The organism is Collinsella sp. AF18-8LB (assembly GCF_003459795.1).
GTDB lineage: Bacteria > Actinomycetota > Coriobacteriia > Coriobacteriales > Coriobacteriaceae > Collinsella.
In genome coordinates this window covers 1-16,136 of record NZ_QRWU01000005.1, presented here as the reverse complement: position 1 = coordinate 16,136, position 16,136 = coordinate 1, and the positions used below count along the sequence as shown (strand labels likewise).

The following is a 16,136-nucleotide window of genomic DNA, read 5'->3' as shown; positions in this document are numbered from 1 at the left end:
TAAACAAACTGAACATACAAGGAGAACAAAAAAGGGTCCCGAAGGACCCCCTTTTGAACGGTGTTGCACTTACTGCCCTCGCGCGCTTTGACGCGCCGCGAGCGATGCTGCCTTCGCCTAGATTTCGCGCACGCTCTGGCGCTCGACAAAATACGTCGATACGGCCGTCTTGCAGGTATAGCTCTTGGGATTGCGGATGTTGCCCACCAGTCGGCGCACCGCGATCTCGCCCACCTCGTGCTTGGGAACGTGCACCGTGGTGAGCGGCGGGTTTGAGAAGGCGCCCAGAGACAGGTCGTCAAAGCCGATGATCGAGACATCCTCGGGCACGCGTACGCCATGTTCGCTCAGCGCGCGCATGGCGCCCACGGCAAGCACGTCGTTCTCGGCAAAGAAAGCCGTCGGCAGGTCGTCGCGCGAGATGCTGTCGAGCCACGCGCCCATGTCGCGATAAGCGCCCTCGAGTGTGGTTCCCAGCGTGACGCGCCACGCCGGGTTGGCCTCAAGGTCTGCATCTTCAAGCGCTTGGCGATAGCCGCGCTCGCGATCCTTAAAGTTGCGGATGCGAAGGTCGCCTGCTAGGTAGCCAATTTGCTTGTGACCCTTCTCGATAAGGTAATCCACGGCACGCAGCACCGAATCGGTGTTGGCAATGACTACAGCATCAAAGTACTGGCGGTCGCTCCAGCCGTCGAGCACGATCAGGTGGGCGGCAGCGTTGGCGAACAAGGCATAATCTTCCTCACCCAACTCGGTGCCCATCAGCACGATGGCGGCAGCCGGGTCGGCGATAAGGCCCTCGACCTGCGGGCGTACGGCGTTCAAGTCGCTAAAGTCGAGCGAGACAAAGCTCGTGCTCATGCCGTGGCGACGCGCCTGGCGCTCCACGCCCTCGATGACCGCGGGGTGAAAGGTGCTCTCGTCCAGGATGGCGCCCGTCTTGCGCGCGAGCACAAACTGAATGCTCTCGAGCTGCGTCGATTGCTGGTAGCCGAGCGATTGCGCGCACTCCAGGATGACCTTGGCGGTCTCCTCGCTCACGCTGCGCTTGCGGTTGAGCGCGTTGGACACAGTCGCAGGCGAAAAACCGGTGATGCGGCTGATCTCGCGAACACTTGCTTTAGCCATTGTTCCCCCTAGTAACGGTCGCGGTCGAACATCGTGGCCTGACCGCCCCGTGACTCGACAACTAAACGACCGCAAATTCAATCTAAACAGAATAGTAAATGTTTAATAGCTAGTTTAGCCTGTTGTCAAGCGAAGTGGTGCGACTATTCCCCCAACGGGCACATTTACTCGGTAGCTAATTTGGGACGGGGCGTGAAAAACATTTAACCTAGGACGCGGGCCATACGCGCCTTAAACTCCGCGAGGAAGCGCGGGGCGTCGACGGTCAGTGCCACGAGCGCGCTCTTGTCCGGATCGGACAGGCGGTGCTCGTCGCAGATGGTGCGGCCGCGATACTCGCCCAGCAGGTCGACGCGCAGGTTACAGCCGAGCGCACCCACAAGCGTGGGGTCAATCGCCACGGCAACCGCCAGCGGATCGTGCAGTGCGCAGCCTCCCAGGTAGGGTGCGTTCATTTCGTACGAGCCAATATAGTGCTCGACCATGCTCGCAAATGCGCAGCCCGCCATGGTGCCCGAGCCCGTCCAGCCGGCAATATCGCGACGCGTGAGCACCACGCGATGCGTCACATCCAGACCCACCATAGTGAGCTTGCGGCCCGAGCGCAGCACGGCGTCGGCGGCCTCGGGGTCGCTTGCTATGTTGGCCTCGGCGCCCGCGCTCACGTTGCCGGGCACGGTGAGCGCACCGCCCATCACGACCACGCGGCCGATGAACGTCATCGCCGCCGCATCGCGCTCCAGGGCAAGCGCCAGGTTGGAGAGCGGACCGGTCGCCACGTAGATCAGGTCGGGACCATAGGTGCGCGCGGCATCAATCAGGTAATCGACCGCCGCATTGCCATCGGCCGACGTCGCCCCCACCGGCTCGTACGGCGATGCGGGCACGCTCGCGCCGCCGATGCCGTTCTTGCCGTGGATAAGCGTGGTGGACGCCGGCGGCGTGTAGGGTTCGGTCGCCTTCATGGGACGATCGGCGCCCAGGTACACCGGCACCTCGGGACGGCCCAACAGGTCGAGCACCGCCAAGCAGTTGTGCGCCGACTGCTCGACGCGCACGTTGCCAAAGCACGTGGTGATGCCGACGAGCTCCACCTCGGGGCTCGCGATGGCATAGGCAAGCGCCATCGCATCATCCACACCCATATCCAGATCAAGGATCAGCTTCTTGGTTGCCATTGTTCTACTCCGCTTCTCCGTCTACATCCAAACCGTCTAAACCAAACTTGTGCTCGACTTCCGCACGCGTGGGAATTGATTGCTGAGCGCCCAGGCGCGACACCGTCACCGCCGAGGCGCGAGCGCCCGCCGCCATGCACTCAAAGAGCGGCAGGCCCTCCAGACGAGCTGCCGCCAACGCGCCGATAAACGTATCGCCCGCGGCCGTCGTATCGACCACCGCGCTCGAAAGCGCCGGCATGCGCAGCGGCTCACCGCCATCGCCGAGCGTAACCGAGCCGGCGCCGCCCAACGTGATGACCGCAGCCCCGGCGCCCTTGTCGAGCAGCGCATTGAGCGCGGCGACGCAACTCGCATCATCCGTAGGCAGAACGCCCGTCAGCACCTGGCACTCGGTCTCGTTGGGGCAGACCAGGTCGACCGCTGGCCACGCTCCTGCCGGCAGGTCGCAGGCGGGCGCCGGGTTAAAGATCGTATAGAACCCCAGCTCGTGAGCGCAAGAGAGTGCCGCGGCCGTTGCCGCAAGGTCACATTCGCCCTGGACAATAAAGACGCTTCCGGCAGCCGGGGCAATCTCGCTGGCATCGCCGTCGAGCTCGTCGGCCACCAAGCGCCTCAGTGCGCGGGCAACGTCCTCGCCCGCAAGCGCATGGTTGGCGCCCGGCGACAGCACGATGCGGTTGTCGCTCTCGCAGCGAATGATAGTCGCGGTACCGGTCTCCACGTCATCGCGACGCGCCACAAACTCAACGCCCACGCCGGCATCCTGGAGCCCTGCCACGAGCGCATCGCCAAAGGTATCGCGCCCAACAGCGCCGATCATGCACGTGCGCGCACCCATGCGCGCAGCGGCAACGGCCTGGTTAGCGCCCTTGCCACCGGCGTTGGTGATAAAACCGCTACCGCCAACGGTCTCGCCCGCGCGCGGCATGCGCTCGCACGCCACCGAAAGGTCCATGTTCATGCTGCCGAACACCGCAACGATGCTGTGATCCGCCATGGAAACCTCCTCGCCTTCAGGCTTTGCGCCCACCGTCGACCAACGATTGTGCACTCTCGCACCCCCTATAACTTTAGTCCACTTTGATGTGGACGCGCGCTTGAGCTTGCGCCAGCAGCAAGCATTCACAGGGGCAGGCAGCTACAATGAATATGTGCTGATTATTCTCGTCATTGGATGATGTTTTATGGAACAATTCTCGCAATCGGGCTCGCGCGGTCGACGCCGCACGGGCAACGAGCCGGCGCCGCACGAACGCGTGAAGGGCGAACGCCGTGCCAACGAGCCGCGACGCACCGCGAGCCCCCATCGCGCTTCCGCCAACAACGAGGGCCGCGCCAACACTCCCGCCGCGGAGCAGACGCCTGCTCGTCCCAAGTCCCGCTATATCCCTGCGCTCGACGGTCTGCGCACGCTTGCCGTCGTCGCGGTGGTGCTCTATCACCTCAACCTCACGTGGGCGCAGGGCGGTCTGCTCGGCGTCACGATCTTCTTTGTGCTTTCGGGCTATCTGATCACACGCCTGCTGCTCAATGAAGTCGCTAAGACCGGCCGCATCGACCTCAAGAGCTTCTGGATCCGCCGTATCCGTCGCCTGGTCCCCGCCGTGGTAACCGTCGTGGTGGTGACCTGCGCGCTGTGCACCGTCTTCAACCACGTGATGCTCACCAAGATGCGCCCCGACATTCTGCCGTCGCTGCTGTTCTTCAACAACTGGTGGCAGATTGCCCAAAACGTCTCGTACTTCAATGCTCTGGGCGACCCCTCGCCGCTCACGCACTTTTGGTCGCTTGCCATCGAGGAACAGTTCTACCTGATTTGGCCGCCACTGCTGTTTGCCATGGTATCCATGCATGTGAGCAAGCCCAACACGCGCCGCGTGGTTCTGGGCCTTGCCGCGGTATCTGCCCTCGCCATGATGGTGCTCTATAACCCTGCCGCCGACCCCAGCCGCGTGTACTACGGCACCGACACCCGCGTCTTCTCGCTGCTGCTGGGCGCCTGGATGGCCTTTATCCCCGATCGCGACCTAGCTCCGGTGCGTCTCGCTCATCGTTTGGGGCTCAATCGCCTGGCTGGCGCCGCCAAGCACGGCAAGAACGCCGAGGGCAAGTCTGGCGAGAAGGCCGACGAAGCAGCCGAGACCGCCCCGGCACAGCCGAGCGCCCTCGTGCGCTTTTGGTCCTCGCCCGCATCCATCGATGTGTTGGGCGTCGTGGGTCTGGTTGGCCTTGCCGCCATGGTCGCGCTCACCAACGGCTACACCGCGTTCCAGTATCGCGGCGGCACGCTGTTATGTTCCATCCTCACGCTCATGGTCATCGCGGCCTGCGTGCAGCCCCAGGGAATGGTTGCCCGCGCGCTGTCCACCGAGCCGCTCGTGTGGGTTGGCAAGCGCTCGTACAGCATCTACCTGTGGCACTATCCGCTGCTGTTGCTCATGAACCCGGTCGCCAACATCAACGACACGCCCTGGTGGCAGTACATCTTGCAGGTGTTGTTGGTGATCGCCGTGGCCGAATGTTCTTATCGCTTTATCGAGACGCCGTTTAGGAAGGGCGCCTTCGGCCGTACCGTCGCCGAGTTCCGCGACGGCACCACCACACCCGCCAACTGGGTGCGCGCGCATATTCCTGTGTGCGCCACTTGCGGGATCGTGCTTGTCATCGCGCTGGGCGGCCTGATCTTTGTGCCGGAGACCTCCGCGCTGAGCGGTGAGGGCGCCGAAGTCCTCAACAAGGAAGCCAAAAACACCGCGCCCACCGACCAGCAGGCGGCCGACGACACCGACAAGGACAACGACGGCTTCCCCGATGGCTCCTACGACCTGTTGATGATCGGCGACTCCGTGTCGCTGCGCGCCGTTGATTCCTTTGACAGCGTGTTTCCTCACAGCCATATCGATGCCGAAAAGGGCCGCCAGTTTGATGCGGGCCGCGCGACATTTGAGGGCTATATCCAGCAGAACCTTGCCGGCAAGATCGTGGTCTTTGCCCTGGGCACTAACGGTTTGGTAACGGACGCCCAGGTCGATGCGATCATGGCCGACGCCGGCGAGCAGCGTATTGTCGTGTTTGTAAACACGCGTAGCCCGCAGCCGTGGGTCGGGTCCACGAACCAGGCCATCGCCAACGCCGCCACGCGCTACAAGAATGTACGCGTTATCGACTGGTACGGGCACAGTGCCAACCGCAACGACCTGTTCGATGGCGACGGCACGCACCTGTCGACTACCGGCGTGACCGAGTACCTCAACCTGATCCACGATGCGGTCAAGAAAGACCTGCCCGTGCACCCCGAGGACCACGTCAACGATCCGCAGCCGGCAGCCGTCAAGTCCGCCGCCGACGCGCTCGTCAATGCGCTCGCTCTCAAGCCGCACAAGCTGGGCACCGACAAGTAACCTGCAGCGCAAACTCCCCCCTCCGGCAGTTAGGGACGTTCCTTATGTGCCGGCACCTAGGGACACTCCTGACACAGCCGAGGAACGCCCTCCTTGCGACCGAATTCTGGACGCCTCGCCACCCCGAGCGTTGTTTCCAAGCCCACACCCGCAGCAAACAACCCAAAATCACTCTTTTCGAGCCGGCTCCAAGAGGTCGTGGACAAAAAGGGGCAAATATGAGTACTGTTACAATTTTAGTAGCAGGCAAAACCACCCAAAATGGCGCCCATGCGGTAGCGCGCGACCCTTCCAGTTGACCAGAATGGCCGGCTTAGGACTTGGAGCTCCGCTTTTAATGAACAGATTTTTAGATATGTTTATTATTTTCTTAGTTGTAAATGCTATCGGCCAGGCAACAGTACTCATATTTGGCATTTTTTGTCCACACGAATATTACTAACCCCCTATAACAGGCAAAATACAGGCCGCAACCCATGGCGGCGGCCTGTTTGGAGTCCAAAAGAGGCGCTAAGCGCTGTAACCCATCGCCTGCAGGACAAACATGACAACCGTCAGCACCGTGATCACGCCGATAGTCGCCCACGTAAGCACATTCCACACGCGGCCGTTGCGGTTGGCGCCCATAATGTGACGATCGGCGGCAATAACCACCTGAAACACCAAAACCACGGGCAACAGCACGCCGTTGATGACCTGCGAGGTCATCATAATCTGGAACAAATCGACGCCAGGCATGAGCACCAACACGGCAGAAATACCGATGATGGCCGTAATGATGCCGCGATATACCGGGGCCTCGTCCCAGCTGCGATCGGCGCCGCGCTCCCAACCAAAAGCCTCGCAGATGGCACTCGACGTAACGCCCGGCAGCACGCAGGCAGCCAAAAAGCTCGCTGCGACCAGGCCCGAGGCAAACAGCACCGTGGACCACTGACCCGCGATGGGCTCCAGCGCGCGGGCGGCATCGGCGGCATCGCTAATCTGAATACCCGCCGGGAACAGCACCGTACCGGTCGTGATGATAATGAAGCCCGCAATGATATCAGCAGCGATCGAGCCGCTCACGGTATCAATACGCTGCAGCACGATATCGTCCTCGCCCGCATTCTTATCGACCACGTTATTCTGCGCCAAGAAAATCATCCACGGCGCGATGGTGGTACCGATCGTTGCGACCACGAGCGACACGTAGCTGGGATCGTTCTGAATATTGGGGACGACCAAGTCGACCGCGACCTCACCCCAGTTGGGACCGGCCATAAACGCGGCGACAATATAGGTCACGAAGACGCAGCTTACCAGCAGCAGAATCTTCTCGATGCGCTGGAAGCTACCCGACATGGTAAGCATCCACACCAGCAGCGCCACCAACGGCACCGAGATGCTCGCCGGCACGCCAAAGAGGGCAAGGCCGCTGGCGATACCCGCAAACTCCGAAATGGTCACAGCTGTGTTGGCGATCAACAGCGCCGCCATAGCAAGTACACTCTTGCGCACGCCAAAGCGCTCGCGAATGAGCGACGCCAGGCCCTTGCCCGTGACGCAGCCGCAGCGCGCCGCGGTCTCCTGCGTCACGATAAGCAGCACGGTCATGACGGGAAGCATCCAGAGCATCTTATAGCCATAGCTGGCGCCCGCACTGGAATACGTTGCAATGCCGCCGGCGTCATTGCCCGAAAGCGCCGCCAGCAGGCCGGGACCCATAGCGCCAAAGATGGCGGCGATGGTCAGCTTTTGCTTGGCGCTCGCCTTTTGTTTCGTGTTTTCCACGAGACCACCTAACCCATGACTGACATGGTGAGCAGCACCGCGGCGATGCAGTACGCCACACACGAGATCATGACGGCGATGACGTTCATAGCGGTACCCGACGTGTTGAGGTCGTGCTCATCGCGCCAGAACAGCACCATCAGATAAATCACGGCGCTCATGTTGCCCACCAGGCAGATGATGGCAGCAATGTTAAAGCAGCCGGTAAAGAGCTGCTCCTCAAACATAGGGGCATCGGGGAACGCGGCGGTGCGCACCAGCTGCGCACACAGGTAAGTAACAAGCGAAAGGATCAGGCCCATACCCGTGCTCTGGAAGAAGAACCCCAGATACGGCTTGGGCTCATCGTCATGGCCGTCGTACTCCAGGAAGTAGTTCTTGACGAACGACACCATGCGCGAGGCAGCCAGCAGCACGAGCGGCATGGCGCACATGGGGAACACCACCAGATACGCGGAGCCCAGCGCCGTCCCCAGCACCGTCGCCATGATGCACGAGGCAATGCCCCACACGACGACCCAGTACTGGCGATGCACAAACCAGCTGAGCACGTTCGTCGAGTCGTCCGATGCGCTATCGCCCGAACCGACACCGGCGATCTGCAGGTCCTCCTGGTGCTCCTCGGCAATAACGTCCATGGCGTCGTCGAAGGTCACGATACCCAGGATGTGGCGGTTCTCGTCACAGACGGGGATAGCTACCAGGTCATACTTGGTCATCTCATCTGTCACGTCTTCCTGGTCCTCGTCGGGCGACACATAGACCAGATCGCGATAAGCAAGCTGGCCTAGCGTGGCGTCGCGGTCGGCCACGATCAGCGTGCGCAGCGAAAGCACGCCCGTCAGCATGCCACTCGGATCCTCGGTATAGACGTAGTAGACGCTCTCGAAGTCCTCGTCGAGTTTGCGAATTGCCTCGATGGCATCGCCGACCGTCGCCGTGGCGGGCAGGGAGACAAACTCCGAGGTCATGATGCGGCCGGCGGTGTTGTCCTCGTAGCCCAACAGATTACGAATCGCCTTCTCCTCCTTGACGCCCATCAGGCGCAGGAGCTTCTCGGCCTTCTCATAATCGAGCTCGTCGATCAGGTCGGCAGCGTCGTCCGGGTCCATCATGGCCAGCATCGACGATGCGTCGGTATCGGACAGGCCCTCGAGCATCTCGGTCATGAGCTCGTCATCATCGAACTCCGAGATGGCCTCGGCGGCCTGCGCCGTATCGAGCTGCGCGAACACCTGCGCGCGCAGGCGCGGGTCGAGCTGCTCGATGATGTCAGCGATGTCGGCAGGATGCAGCTCGCCAAGCGTCTTGTGTGACACCGAGAGCTGGATGTTCTTAGTCGAGCGGTCGAGCAGGTCCATGTAAGACCAGGCGATAATGTCCTCGCTGAGCGGCTTGCCCAAGTGCTTCATAAAGCCCTCGACGATATGCTCGAGCGCGGGACCGATTGCACGCAGCAGACCGCGGGCGCCGACCTCGGCACCCAGCAGACGCAGCTGATTTTCGCCCGACATGGAGAACTTGATGTCGTTGACACGCACGACCTTCATGCCTTGCGTATCGACGATCTGCTTATTGAGAACATCGCGCGACAGCAGGAGCTCGGTCGGCTGCAGGTACGAAAAGCGAATGTTGGTGGCAGACGTATTGAGATACACGCCCGTCTCGTCGATACGGTCGACCCATTTGCGCCAGCTGATCATAAACGGCGTCTTGCCGGGACCACGGAACGCAAGCGACGTCACGTGCGGAAAAACTTCGCCGGTTGCAATGCCAAAATCGTTCACAACGCCGAGCTTTTCGCCGTCGACGTCCAAGACCGGCAATTTGAGCATCTCACTCAGATAATTCAATGGTGCTCCCCATCATTATCCCTGCGGACCGCGGCCGGACGGGCACGCTATCCGTGGACTGTTTGATATGTATACGCATGCGCGGGCGGCACGCCGCTCGACGCTTACACCCCGTGCATGCGCAGAAAGCACCTGCATGGGGTCATCGACTGTATGGTCGAGGTTTGGATTTCACCTGTAACCTTTCTCTTGACCCTTATTAACCGCAGTAACTATAGCATCAGCATCGCGCTGCGGCACCGAATTTATGCGCTGCACATTGCAGGCATACCAAACGCTGACGTATCCGTGACATAGTCGTCCGCAGCGAAGTGGTGGGACAAAATTATCAGTAGTGTTTGTCCCAGGGTCGCTTGCGACGACAAGCCCGATGCGCCTTTCGCACCTGGGACAAACACTACTGATAATTTTGTCCCACCGTGCCACTCGTTTGAGCTACTCCGTGGCGTCGTCGTCCTCGGCAAGTTGGGGAAATACGGCGTTCTTGGGCATGGTGACCTTCGTCAGTGACGTGAGCTTTTTGCTGAGCGACGTGTCCGTCTTGACCAGATCGCTGAGCGTCACGATCTTGTAGCCGTCGGCAATAAGCCCGTCGATAATCTGCGGCAGCGCCTCGAGCGTCTGCTCGGCGCATTCGTCTCTATCGGTGAGCAGCACGATATTGCCTGGCGTCACCGAATCGAGCACCGTCGAGACCTGCTCGTCGGCACCGTTGAGCAGCCAGTCACCCGAATCGATATTCCACGAGACCACGGCGGAGACCAGGTCCATCGAGTCGATCCAGTTTTGCTCGTCAAACGCGGCGTAGGGGGCACGCAGCAACATCGTCTCGACGCCGGTCGCCGACTTAATCGCCTCGGTGCCCTTCGTGATCTGCTTGCGCACCGTCTCGCGATCCTCGCCCTTGAGCGAATCATCGCTGTAGCTGTTGGAGCCAATCTCGCACCCGGCATCGGCAATCGCTTTGGCAGTAGCGGGCGAGGCTTCCGTGGCATCGCCCGAAAGGAAGAACGTCGCGGTGACGCCCTTTTCCTTGAGCACCTGCAAGATCTGTTTGGTGGCGCCGCTCGGGCCCTCGTCAAACGTCAGCGCCACGTACTTTTCGTTGCCTTTGGGCGCCACGCTGGCGCACTCGACTACGCAATCGGTAGCGGGCACGACCTCGCCGCGGTCCTGCGTCTTGCCCGACTGCTCACCAACCCACACCTCGGAGCGGCCCTGGACACCCCACGTCTGCACATACTCGATGGCACCCGTGCCCTCGACCTTGAGCTTGGGCTCGATAACCGTAGCCTGAACCTCGTGCTTCTCGTAGGTGTTACGGCCATCCTTGACCGTCACCTTCTCGCCGCCCTCAAGTTCGCGGCTATCCCATTTGCCCTGCTTCACGCGCTTGCCGTCGACCTTCACCGACAGCTTTTCGCCCCCATGGCGCTTGAGCACGCTGTCATCGACGGCCAACAGGTCGCCTGCGTCGTAGGTGTCAGCCAACTCCTGGTCGTCGATAAGATTCTGCAACGTAGAGCCCACGCGCACCGCGGTCTTTTGCCCGTTGAGTTCCACGTCCACGCTGCGGTTTACGTAGCCCACGACGGCAGCGATAAACAGTACGAGCGCGCAACCCACGGCGATGAGCGCATAGGGCAGGCGGGACGGTCGGCGCGGTGAGCGCCCGTTGCCGATGCGCGCGCTGCGATCGCTAAACCCACGGCTATGGTTGAGGTACATCGCGCCGGGCTTACGGCGACGTCGACGCTGACCGCTGGGCAGCTGCCCCAGATCGCGGCGCGCCGTCGGACGCGCACCCGAGCGCCCGTTTAAGTTAGATCCGTTTTGGCGCATGTGCCCTCCCCCATAAACACAGCGAGCCGGAGCAACAGGTCTCCGGCTCGCCTCCCATCATTTGGTACGTCGCTATTTGCTAGTTTTTGACGAGCCCCCGCTCGCCTTTTGGTATTCGTCCTTAAACGCCTTGAACATACCGCGCGTCTTGCCGAGCTGCTTGCCCAGTGCGCGGCTGCCCTTGTCCACGGCGACCGATCCCTTGTCATCGAGCACCTTGGCGCCCTTTTTGACCTTATCGCCCACCACGACGCTGGCCTCGGCAGCTTTTGCAGCGGCGCCGCCCGAATACCCGAGTGCCTTGACCTCGTCCGAAACGATCATCGCGCCGTTCTCGTATCCGCGCAGCATCGTCGGCGGCACCTGCGTGTCACCGACCAGCACGCTCGAAGCGGCACCGGCGGTCACATAGAACATCTGAACGATGCCCGAGCGTGGCTTGAACTCAACGTCCGAGCAATAGCCCACGACGTCGCCCGATTCCGTGCGCACGTCCATACCGACCCAGATGATGCAATCGTCCAGGTTGATGTCGAGGCGCTTGGCGGCGGCGGCATCGTACGTGTCCTTGACGTCATCGACCGCAATGGCGCCCTCGTAGACACCAATGGCGTCGAGCGCTACGAATCGGTCGGGACGCTCGATCATGCCCGCGATATCGGACTGGCGGACCATAAAGCCGACCACGCGCGTACCGCCCGGGGTAAAAACCGGAAAGTGAATCTTTCCGAGCTTTTTAGGGCTGCGCGGCGTGCCGTCCTTTTTGATGCGCTTGTCCTCGGTAGGCTTGCGATAGATCTTGGCGCCGACAAAATCCCCGGCGCGCATTATGCCTCGGTCGAGGGCTCCGCAGCCTCGGTATCAGCCTCGACGGCGTTCTCGACCACGACGTCGGCGGCAGGCGTCACGTTGCCGCCCGAAATGGCGTCGTTGAGCTGCTCGCGCAGCTGGTCCATGCGCTCGCGGGCCAGGTCGACCTTGGCGCGCAGGTCGTCGGTCTTGGCGTCGACCATCGGGCCAAAATCGTTGACCGCAGCACGGGCCTCCTCGGCGCCGTGCTCGTAGGTGTCGCGCATATTGTCCCAGGCGTCGTTGGCGATATCGGCAGCCATGGCGCGGGTCTCGGCGCCCGAGCGCGGGGCCAGAGCAACGCCGATAATAGCGCCGGCAGCGGCACCAAAAAGTGCGCCGGAGACAAAGCTGAAAGTCTTACCCATGATCATTCCTCTCCTGCGGGCACGTCGGTGCCCACCGTTTGAATGCTGTCCATTATACCCGCAGCGCATCACTTGCCGCTCTGCTCATCTGCGTACGGCAAAGGCGCAGGTCCGTGATGGTAATAAACGCGTAGGCCTACTCCTGAGGCATAGCCGGCATGGCCACCGTGGCACCCGGGTCCTCGCCGGCGCCGTCCACGAGCGGCAGGCCGCCCTCATGCGCAGGTCCCGCCGGAACCGTCGCCGCACCGCCAAAGACGGCAGCGGAAGCCTCGTGGTTTTCGGCAACCGCGCCCTCGGTATCAATCGCCACCTGGGGCTCGTCGTCAAAGTTGGGGACGCCCTGGGGCTCGGTGGGAACGGGCTCGGCGGTCGCATCTGCAACGGGCTCGGCGTCAACCGGCACATCGCCCTCGTCATCGCCCTCGTCCACGGCAGCATCTTCGCCGTTCGCGGCGGCGACGGCCTCGTGAGGATCCTTGCCCTCGGCCTCGGCGCGCATCCCCAGCACCAGGTTGCGCAGGCCCGCGACCGTACCGTCCACATCGGGAGCCGGCTGGTCGGCGTGCAGATAGGCCCAATCCATCATAAAGGTGGCCGAAGACAGCGCGCCAATGGCCAGCGCGTCGTCGGGACACGAAAGCTCAACCTCAAAGACGCGCTCGTCGTGCTCGCTTACGCGCGTGCGACCGCACGAGATGCTGCCGGCAAGACCGGTCTCGTTCATGAGCTCGACCGTCACGTGCTCCAGCAGGTGGCAAAGCTCGGTCTGACCCATGCAATCCTGGAACTCGCGGCCGGAATCGCCCAAGCACAGGTGCTTGGCAATCGCCGGCACCAGGTAGTACACGCGCGCCGTGGCCTCGATATCCTCCGAGGTCATCAGCGGCATGCCGGGGTTCACCAGCACATGCGCGCAGATCTTGTCCTCGCTGACGGTGACCTTAAGGATGTTGAACAGGCCTGCCATAACTCTCCCCTACTCTTCCTTGCCCTACTCGTCGCCGTCGTGCGGATTCGCAGAACCCGCACCCGACGCTGCCGGCTTATCTGCCGAAGACTCGGAATCCTTCTTATCGGTTTCGGCCGGAGCGATCACGCGAATGAGCGAGATGCGCTGGCCACGCATCGACTGCACCTTAAACTTGTACCCCGCGACCTCGAACACCTCTCCGATGTCGGGCACCGAGTCGCAAAGCTCCAAAATCCAGCCGGCGATGGTCTCATAATCATCGCTTTCCTCGAGCGGCCAACCAAGCTCAATCGCGTCATCGCACGAAAAACGCCCATCGACAAGCCACTCGCGGCGCGAAAGGCGCGTGAGGTACTTGTTGTCGGGGTCGAACTCGTCTTCGATCTCGCCCACGATCTCCTCGACGATGTCCTCGATGGTGATGATGCCGGCCGTGCCGCCGTACTCGTCCACGACCACTACGATCTGGTCGTGCGAGGTCTGCATCTCGGACAGCAGCGGCAGGATGTCCTTGGTGTCGGGCACAAAGGTGGCGTCGCGCAAAAAGCCGGCGATGGGCTGGTCTCCCTTGCCGTCGAGCGCGGGCTGAATCAGGTCCTTGATATGCGCGATGCCCGCCACGCTGTCGGGGTCCTCGTGATAGACGGGGATGCGGCTAAAGCCGGTCTGGCGCATGGTGGATAGCACGCTGGCGACCGTCTCGTCATCCTCGCACATGGTGGTGTCCACGCGCGGCACCATAACCTCGCGGGCAACGGTGTCGCCCAAGTCAAAGATCTCGTGGATCATACGCTTTTCCTCGTCGAGCAGGTCGTCCTGCTCCGAGACCATGTACTTGATCTCTTCTTCCGAGACGTTCTGACGGTCGTCGGCACTCTTGATGCGCAGGATGCGGGCTAGGCCATCGGAGCAAGCGCCAGTCAGCCACACGAGCGGACGGGCGATCTTTTGGAAAAACGACAACGGCCCCACGACCTGCTTGGACACGCCCTCGGCATTGGCCAGGCCGATGCGCTTGGGCACAAGCTCGCCAATCACGATGGACACGAAGGCGACCGCGACGGTGATGATGACCGGCGCCAGGCCGCGCGCGATGGCGGAGAGCGGCGCGATGCCAAAACTCATGAGCCACGTGGCGAGCGGGTCGGACAGACTCGTCGAGGCGACGGCGGACGAGGCGAATCCCACGAGCGTGATGGCGACCTGGATGGTGGCGAGCAGCTGGTCGGAGTCGGCAGCCAGCTTAATGGCACGCTCGGCGCGCCTGTCGCCTTCCTCGGCCTCGTGCTCCAGCACGGCGCGCTTGGCCGTGGTGAGCGCCATCTCCGACATGGAGAAGTAGCCGTTGATGAGGGTCAAAACGAGGGTGGTGATAAGGGAGATGGTTATGTCCATCGGGAGTTTCTCGAACCTCCAAGATTCGGGACGTCAGGTTAAAACGTTGGTGACGGATAGGGCAGTTGCGCCCGGTGGCCGCCTGGATGGGTCCGCGGGCACAGACGCGATCGCTAGATTACGAAGAGAATCACCGCCATGAACTGGAAGATGCTGCCGGCGAGCACCCACAGGTGAAACACGCTGTGCAGATAGCGCACGTTTTTGGCGATGTAGAACGGCACGCCCACGGTGTAGCACACGCCGCCGACAGCGAGCAGGGCAAGCGCCACGGGATTCAGCAGCGCCACAAGCTCGGGCAACTTAAAGACGACGAGCCAGCCCATCAGCAGGTAGACCAGGCCGCATACCCAGTGCGGTTGACGTTCGCGCATAAAGCACTCGAGGGCGATGCCGATGATGGCGATGGCCCACACGGCAAAGAACAGCGCGGGGCCGCCGTCGTTTGCGAGCGTGATGAGGCAAAACGGGGTGTAGCTGCCCGCGATGAGCACGTAGATGCCGCAATGGTCGATCACGCGGAAGACGCGCTTGGCGGCCTGCGGGGCGATGGCGTGGTAGAGCGTGGAAGCGAGGTACTCGAGGATGAGTGTGATGCCGAAAACCAGAGCACATGCAAGGGACGCGGGGTGCTGTCCGGCCACGACCGCCTTGACGATCATGATGACGAGCGCCGCGATTGAGAGCGCCGCGCCGATGCCGTGCGTGACGGAGTTGGCGATCTCCTCGCCGAGAGTGTAGTGCGGGAGGGCATGGTACTTGACCGCGCTCGCGGCGTCGCGCGCCGTTGAGCCGGCAGCCCGAGCGATGCGCTGCGCCCGCGAAGATGCGTCGGCACGCGCTATGGGAACAGGGGCAGCCGCGATGCCAGGTCGCGGCGTGGAACTGTCACTCGAATCGGGCATGTGCTTGGTTCGTTCTCCTAAGATATACAATGCTCAGAACTATAGCAGAACCCGGGCCTCCCTGCAGGTACGAGGGAGGCCCGGGCCGTTATCTATCACAATCTGCGGACACGATGGCATGCGCAACACCGTTCATGTGGCGCCGCGTTCGGCCCCGCGTACCCCGTCTTAACGACGCTTTTTTCGGAGCACCAACGCCGCGATGACGCAGAGAGCGCCCGTGGCGGCGACCACGCCGGGGATCATCGGGCTGAACGGGTCGCCCGTCTTGACCAGCTTGCCGTCGCTGTCATGCCCGCCGTCGCCGTCATGCCCGCCGTCGCTGTCATGCCCGCCGTCGCTGTCATGCCCGCCGTCGTTACCGCCGGGGTTGTCAGGGGCATCGGGGCTGGACGGCTTCTTGTACACGTTGGTGAACAGGGGCTCGTCCCCGTTATCGAACGCGATCTCGGCCACGAGGCTTCCCCT

At 62.1% G+C, this 16,136-nt stretch carries 13 protein-coding genes; 1 reads left to right on the top strand and 12 read right to left on the bottom strand.

Annotated features, from left to right (window positions below):
• Nucleotides 1-117: 117 nt before the first annotated feature.
• From DWX25_RS06260 to DWX25_RS06250, 3 genes are all read right to left on the bottom strand, one after another.
• Nucleotides 118-1,128, bottom strand: a complete 1,011-nt coding sequence (locus DWX25_RS06260; RefSeq protein WP_117798863.1) for a LacI family DNA-binding transcriptional regulator — start codon at nucleotides 1,126-1,128, stop codon at nucleotides 118-120.
• A gap of 203 nt (nucleotides 1,129-1,331) precedes the next feature.
• The gene (locus DWX25_RS06255) at nucleotides 1,332-2,306 is read right to left on the bottom strand and encodes a nucleoside hydrolase (protein ID WP_117798862.1); all 975 of its coding nucleotides are present in this window, start codon (nucleotides 2,304-2,306) and stop codon (nucleotides 1,332-1,334) included.
• Between the two features lie 4 nt (nucleotides 2,307-2,310).
• Nucleotides 2,311-3,306, bottom strand: coding sequence for a ribokinase (locus DWX25_RS06250; RefSeq protein ID WP_117798861.1), 996 nt, complete (start codon nucleotides 3,304-3,306; stop codon nucleotides 2,311-2,313).
• A gap of 187 nt (nucleotides 3,307-3,493) precedes the next feature.
• Here DWX25_RS06250 and DWX25_RS06245 point away from each other — a divergent pair, with 187 nt between their 5' ends.
• Nucleotides 3,494-5,710, top strand: a complete 2,217-nt coding sequence (locus DWX25_RS06245) for an acyltransferase family protein (protein ID WP_117798860.1) — start codon at nucleotides 3,494-3,496, stop codon at nucleotides 5,708-5,710.
• 510 nt (nucleotides 5,711-6,220) lie between these two features.
• Here DWX25_RS06245 and DWX25_RS06240 read toward each other — a convergent pair.
• From DWX25_RS06240 to DWX25_RS06200, 9 genes are all read right to left on the bottom strand, one after another.
• Entirely contained in the window at nucleotides 6,221-7,417 is a 1,197-nt protein-coding gene (locus DWX25_RS06240) for an Nramp family divalent metal transporter (RefSeq protein ID WP_055252163.1), read from the bottom strand.
• A 74-nt stretch (nucleotides 7,418-7,491) separates the two neighbouring features.
• Nucleotides 7,492-9,336 (bottom strand): magnesium transporter, encoded by a 1,845-nt coding sequence (locus tag DWX25_RS06235; protein ID WP_117858877.1) that lies wholly within the window; start codon nucleotides 9,334-9,336, stop codon nucleotides 7,492-7,494.
• A gap of 435 nt (nucleotides 9,337-9,771) precedes the next feature.
• A complete protein-coding gene (locus tag DWX25_RS06230) occupies nucleotides 9,772-11,178 on the bottom strand; it encodes a polysaccharide deacetylase family protein (RefSeq protein ID WP_233505058.1) in 1,407 nt (468 codons plus the stop codon).
• 72 nt (nucleotides 11,179-11,250) lie between these two features.
• Nucleotides 11,251-12,006, bottom strand: coding sequence for a PRC-barrel domain containing protein (locus DWX25_RS06225; protein ID WP_117742951.1), 756 nt, complete (start codon nucleotides 12,004-12,006; stop codon nucleotides 11,251-11,253).
• Nucleotides 12,006-12,395 carry a YtxH domain-containing protein gene (locus DWX25_RS06220; protein WP_117742967.1) on the bottom strand — a complete coding sequence of 130 codons (390 nt, stop codon included), beginning with the start codon at nucleotides 12,393-12,395 and terminating at the stop codon, nucleotides 12,006-12,008. Before DWX25_RS06220 ends, DWX25_RS06225 begins: the two co-directional genes overlap by 1 nt.
• Before the next feature lie 136 nt (nucleotides 12,396-12,531).
• Nucleotides 12,532-13,365, bottom strand: a complete 834-nt coding sequence (locus tag DWX25_RS09695; protein ID WP_233505059.1) for a hypothetical protein — start codon at nucleotides 13,363-13,365, stop codon at nucleotides 12,532-12,534.
• Nucleotides 13,366-13,389: 24 nt separating this feature from the next.
• Nucleotides 13,390-14,763, bottom strand: a complete 1,374-nt coding sequence (locus DWX25_RS06210) for a hemolysin family protein (RefSeq protein WP_117798859.1) — start codon at nucleotides 14,761-14,763, stop codon at nucleotides 13,390-13,392.
• Between the two features lie 113 nt (nucleotides 14,764-14,876).
• Nucleotides 14,877-15,668 carry a hemolysin III family protein gene (locus tag DWX25_RS06205; protein WP_117798858.1) on the bottom strand — a complete coding sequence of 264 codons (792 nt, stop codon included), beginning with the start codon at nucleotides 15,666-15,668 and terminating at the stop codon, nucleotides 14,877-14,879.
• Between the two features lie 168 nt (nucleotides 15,669-15,836).
• Nucleotides 15,837-16,136 (bottom strand): hypothetical protein (locus DWX25_RS06200; RefSeq protein WP_233514238.1); only part of this gene is annotated, 300 nt, incomplete at its 5' end.